The sequence below is a fragment of the Brevundimonas sp. CURTG3B2_SDJG genome (genome assembly GCF_057364705.1).
Genome location: NZ_JBNFOJ010000204.1, coordinates 1 through 5,164, shown reverse-complemented (window position 1 = coordinate 5,164; position 5,164 = coordinate 1). Strand labels below are relative to the sequence as shown.

At 69.2% G+C, this 5,164-nt stretch carries 5 protein-coding genes and 1 pseudogene; 2 read left to right on the top strand and 4 right to left on the bottom strand.

Going from position 1 to position 5,164, the window contains the following annotated elements:
- Positions 1–148: 148 nt before the first annotated feature.
- Complete coding sequence (gene radC / locus AC2W7C_RS13125; protein ID WP_486001838.1) at positions 149–886, bottom strand: RadC family protein; 738 nt, start codon at positions 884–886, stop codon at positions 149–151.
- Between the two features lie 68 nt (positions 887–954).
- Between radC and AC2W7C_RS13120 the strand changes: the two genes are divergently transcribed.
- A complete protein-coding gene (locus AC2W7C_RS13120; protein WP_486001837.1) occupies positions 955–1,344 on the top strand; it encodes an autotransporter domain-containing protein in 390 nt (129 codons plus the stop codon).
- Between the two features lie 84 nt (positions 1,345–1,428).
- On the opposite strand, the gene map is transcribed toward AC2W7C_RS13120, so the two are convergent.
- Both map and sfsA read right to left on the bottom strand, forming a co-directional pair.
- Positions 1,429–2,253: a type I methionyl aminopeptidase gene (map, locus tag AC2W7C_RS13115; RefSeq protein ID WP_486001836.1), complete on the bottom strand. Its 825-nt coding sequence runs from the start codon at positions 2,251–2,253 to the stop codon at positions 1,429–1,431.
- Positions 2,253–3,017 carry a DNA/RNA nuclease SfsA gene (gene sfsA / locus AC2W7C_RS13110; RefSeq protein WP_486001835.1) on the bottom strand — a complete coding sequence of 255 codons (765 nt, stop codon included), beginning with the start codon at positions 3,015–3,017 and terminating at the stop codon, positions 2,253–2,255. The genes map and sfsA overlap by 1 nt, the downstream gene beginning before the upstream one ends.
- Before the next feature lie 23 nt (positions 3,018–3,040).
- On the opposite strand from sfsA, the pseudogene AC2W7C_RS13105 reads away from it, so the two are divergent.
- Positions 3,041–3,786, top strand: a pseudogene (locus tag AC2W7C_RS13105) (competence/damage-inducible protein A); the annotation flags it as partial.
- Positions 3,787–3,914: 128 nt separating this feature from the next.
- On the opposite strand, the gene AC2W7C_RS13100 reads toward AC2W7C_RS13105, so the two are convergent.
- Complete coding sequence (locus AC2W7C_RS13100) at positions 3,915–4,946, bottom strand: endo-1,4-beta-xylanase (RefSeq protein ID WP_486001834.1); 1,032 nt, start codon at positions 4,944–4,946, stop codon at positions 3,915–3,917.
- Positions 4,947–5,164: the final 218 nt, after the last annotated feature.

Below are 5,164 nucleotides of genomic sequence, written 5' to 3'. Positions count from 1 at the left end.
GGCGTCCTGGGGCGACGGCGGCCGTCGGCAGCGCGAGCGCGGGCGCGGCGGTCAGCACCGTTCGTCGGGTCGCGCGCATCGTCAGCCTTTCCTGTTGAAGGATTCGGAGCCTAGCGCCGAGCCTCGCTTTCGCGAAAGCCGTCAGGGATCACATCAGCCCCAGCTGCTTGAAACTGGCCACCCCGTCGCGCCCCACGATCAGGTGGTCGTGGACGGCGATGTCGAGCGCGCGGGCCGCCTCAATCACCTGGCGGGTCATGTCCAGATCGGGCCGCGAGGGCGTGGGATCGCCCGACGGGTGGTTGTGCACGATGATCATCGACTTGGCCGATAGCTCCAGCGCCCGGCGCACCACCTCGCGCGGATAGACGGGCGCGTGGTCGACGGTGCCGCGGTTCTGGATCTCGTCCAGGATCAGCTGGTTCTTGTTGTCCAGATACAGCACCCGGAACTGCTCGCGGGGCTCGTGCTGCAACGAGACCCGCACATAGGCGACCAGGGCCGTCCAAGACGAGATCACGGGCCGCTTGCGCGCCTCCTCGCGGGCGACCCGGCGCGCGACCTCGTGCAGGGCCGCCAGGTCCAGAGCCGTCTCGGCGCCGACGCCCTTGGAGCGCCCGCGCGAGTCCTGGGTCCGCACCGTCATCAGATCCTCGACCGAAGCGGCCAGGACGGCGGCCAGCGAGCCGAACCGGGCCAGCAGCGCCTTGGCGATCGGCTTGACGTCGCCCTGCGGCTGGCTGCGGAACAGGAACAGCTCCAGCAGCTCGTAGTCGGGCAGGTTGTGGACGCCGGCCCCTCGCGCCCGCTCGCGCAGGCGCTCGCGATGGCCGGCGTGGTGGATCGCTCCAGGTTTCCGGGGCGGCGTCGTGGAGGGGTCGGGCATGGCGCATCCTATGCGAGCCCAGCGTGCATCACTCGCCGCTGCCTCTCAACCTCAGGTGGATAGTCGACGTGGCCAAGCTTGTTAAGGACTTATCAACTTGTCAGGGGCGCATCGCGCCGATATCGCGAAGGTCGAACGAGCGTCGCCAATGGCGTTCGGGCCTGCGGGGGCAGCGCGACTGGCTTACGGACCAGGGTCGCCTGATCTCGCGGTTCCGGTTGGAGTACAGCCACGACTTCGACAGCTCCGACGAGGCCGGCTTGTCCTATGCGGACTGGATCGGCGGCCGGACCTATCAGGTCGCGCCGCGCGCCTATGGGCAGGACAGGCTGCTGCTGGGCGCGGGGTTCGAGCTGCTGAAGCGGCGCGGCCTTCGGATGGGCCTGGACTACGAGGCCCAGATCGGCCGGGATCTCCTGCAACACCAGATCGGGATCAGGCTGGAGACCCCGTTCTAGGATCAAGAAAAAAGGGCCGGAAGCGATCGCTTCGGCCCTGATCTTAGATGCGCGCGGAGGGCGGCGGGGGCCGTCCGCGCCGGTTCAGAACTTCGGCCGGAACAGGCTGGCCGGGCTGGCGCTGAACAGCTCGACGCCGTCGTCGGTCACGCCCACGGTGTGCTCGCACTGGGCGGACAGAGACTTGTCGCGGGTGACCGCCGTCCAGCCGTCCGACAGGACCTTCACGTGCGGCTTGCCCAGGTTCACCATCGGCTCGACGGTGAAGAACATGCCCTTCTTCAGGGTCGCGCCCTCGCCGCGGCGGCCGTAGTGCAGCACGTTGGGGCTGTCGTGGAACAGCCGGCCGATGCCGTGGCCGCAGAAGTCGCGGACCACGGACATGCGCTGGGCCTCGACCACCTGCTGGATGGCGTAGCCGATGTCGCCGAAGGTGTTGCCCGGCTTGATCATGGCCAGGCCGGCCTCGATCGAGTCGTAGGTGACGTCGATCAGCTTCCTGGCCCGCGCGTTGATCGCTCCGACCGGATACATCCGGCTGGAATCGCCGTGCCAGCCGTCGACGATGACGGTGTGGTCGATGTTCACGATGTCGCCGTCCTTCAGCACCTTGTCGCCGGGGATGCCATGGCAGACGACGTGGTTGATCGAGGTGCAGACGGTCTTCTCGTAGCCCTTGTAGCCCAGGCAGGCGGGCAGGGCGCCATGGTCCAGGGTGAACTCGCGGATGCGGTCGTCGATCTCGCCGGTGGTGACGCCCGGCTTGACGTACTCGGTGATCATGTCCAGCGCCTGGGCGACCAGGCGGCCGGCCGCACGCATGCCTTCCCACGCCTCCTCGTCCTGATGGACGCGGATTTCGTGGGTGCGAACGAAGGTGTCGGTGTCCAGCTCGGGGGTCTCGTACATCAGGCGTCTTTCGGCGCGGTCCCCCCGCTCCAGAAGGCTGGGTCAGGATGGGGCCGCCAGGGGAGGGGGCGATCCAGCCGGATCGCCTCGGGCGTCAGGTGGCAACTATAGCACAAAACCTCAACCCCGTGTGAGGCGGCCTCGCGCAGGGCGGGACCGTAGGCGCGGTCGATGTCGTCGGCGGTGGTGAAGGCGTCGCAGTCCATCCGCTGGACCACGAACAGCATCACCGCCCGTCCGCCGGCTCGGACCACCCGTTCCAGCGCCTTCAGGTGCTTGACCCCGCGTTCGGTCCGGCAGTCCGGGAACTCGGCCAGGGGCGGGACGCGGCTGAAGTGGACGTTCTTGATCTCGACCCAGCAGGACGGCCGGGTCAGGGCGTCCGGATCGCCCTGCAGCAGGATGTCGATGCGGCTGTTCTCGTCGTAGCGCACCTCACGCCGCAGGATCGGATAGCCGGTCAACTCGGGGACCGCTCCGTCCGCGATCGCCCGCTCGGCGATGCGGTTGGGATTCAGGGTGTTGACCCCGACCAGGCCGGCGTCCGGCAGGTCGACCATCTCCAGGGTCAGCGGCAGCTTGCGCTTCGGGTCAGGCGAGCGGGACATCCAGACCGGCAGGCCCGGCTCGGTCAGGCCCAGCATGGCGCCGGGATTAGGGACGTGGATGGTGGTCTCCGATCCGTTGGCCAGCACGACGTCCGCCAGGAAGCGCTTGTAGCGGCGGACCAGGGTTCCGGGTTCGAGGGGCGACTTGAAGCGCATCGCGCAGCCTCTAGCTTGTCGGCATGACCGACGCATCCCCCACCGCCGCCGCCCTGATCATCGGCGACGAGGTCCTGTCCGGCCGGACGCAGGACACCAATCTGAACACCATCGCCCGGTTCCTGACGGCGCTGGGGATCGACCTTCTGGAGGCCCGGACGGTCGGGGACCGCCAGGACCAGATCGTCGAGGCCCTGAACGCTCTCCGCGCGCCCACGACTACGTCTTCACCACTGGCGGCATCGGGCCGACGCATGACGACATCACGGCCGACGCGGTCGCCGCGGCCTTCGGCGTGGCCCTGCCCGAGCATGCGGACGCCCTGGCGATCTTGGAGCGGCGCTACGCGCCGGGCGAGTTCAACGCCGCCCGTCGGCGGATGGCGCGCATCCCCGAGGGCGGAACCCTGATCGCCAATCCGGTGACCGACGCGCCGGGTTTCCAGATCGGCAACGTCTTCGTCATGGCAGGCGTGCCCCAGATCATGACGGCGATGCTGGAGGACGTGGCGCCGCGCCTGCGGAAGGGCGTGGTCGTCTATTCGCGCACCGTCCGGGTCAGCGGCGTGGGCGAAGGCGCGATCGCCGACCGCCTTGCGGCCGCGGCGAAGGCGGAGCGCGAGATCAGCTTCGGCAGCTACCCGTTCGGCCACGGCTCGGTCGGCGAGGTCGGGACCAATCTGGTCGTGCGGGGGCGGGACGAGGCGAAGGTCGAAGCCGCGGTTGAACGGCTGCTGGCGGCGCTGAAAGCGGCTGGGGTCGAGGCTGTCGCCGTTCCCCCCCAACGGGGTAGGAGGACCGCGCGTAGCGCGGTGGAGGGGTGTGTCCTCGAGTTCGGACTCGTGGCGGCGCCCCTCCACCATCCTTCGGATGGTCCCCCTCTCTTGAAGGGGAGGAACTAGAGTCCCACCCGCCTCGAAAAGGCGTCTGCCACCGCGTGGTAAGCCGGATTCGCCCGGCCCTGGGCGTCCAGCAGCAGCGGGCTGTCCTTGCTGCGGCCTTCGCGGACCAGCCAGCTGTCGATGTCGCGCAGGCCCCAGGTGGTGAAGGCGTAGCGCTGGCGTTCGGGCAGGGTCATGAAGGCCTCGGCCAGTTCGCCGACCCGGGCGACCTGCTGGGCGCGCTTTTCGGTCATGGAGCGCAGGTCCGGCATGCGGCCTTCGCGCTGCATGGGGAAGTCCAGCTCCGACACGTGGATCGGCAGGCCCAGGGAGGCGGCGTCGCGGAAGAAGCGGGTGATCTGTCCGGCGGGGATTTCGATGTCGAGGTGCGACTGGGTCCCGATCCCCCCGATGGGCGCGCCCAGCTTCAGCAGCCGTTCGACCAGGCGCAGGAAGGTCGCGCCCTTGGCCGGGATGTTCTCCAGATTGTACTCGTTCAGGAACAGGATCGCGTCAGGATCGGCGGCCCTGGCCTGCTGGAAGGCGCGGACCATGTAGCCGTCCATGCCCAGGGCCCGGCTCCAGTGACAGTCGCGCAGACCGTTCCCATCCTCGGCCACCGGCTCGTTGACCACGTCCCAGCCCGCCATCTGGCCGCGGTAACGGCCTACGAAGCTGGTGATGTAGCGATCGAACTCGGCGGCGAAGCGATCGCGCGGCACCGTCCGGTCGTCGAACACCTCGCCGCCTTGCGAGTACCAGATCACCGTATGACCGTGGACGCGCAGGCCGTTGTCGTGGGCGAAGGCGACCACTCGGTCCGACGCCGAGAAGTCGTAGGTGAAGTCCGGGCCCAGCGTCCGCTCCATCTTCTGCTCCCACTCGGGTGTCAGCTGGGAGCAGTGGCGGCGCACTTGCTCGATCCAGTCGGCCTGGTCCAGCTGCCAAGTCATGCCGGTGGCCCCGAACGGGCAGGGGGCGAGGTCCTTCAGCGGCGCGGCGAGCGGGCCGGGGGCGGGCTCGGCCGAAGCCAGCCGGTCGCAAGCCACCAGGGCCAGGGGGAGGCGAGGAGGGTCGGCGCGAGAACAATGGAGGGAGCCTACACCACGGGTGGCGCCCATTTGGTGAAGAGGCGGTCCGCCTGTTCAGGCCCCGCCGGCCAAGCTCTCGAACCAGGCCAGCGCCGGCGCATAGCCCTGGCCGCGGCGCCCATGTGGTCGGCGCGGGGAACCAGCTCCAGCGACACCGTCGCGCCGCCGCGCGGCCG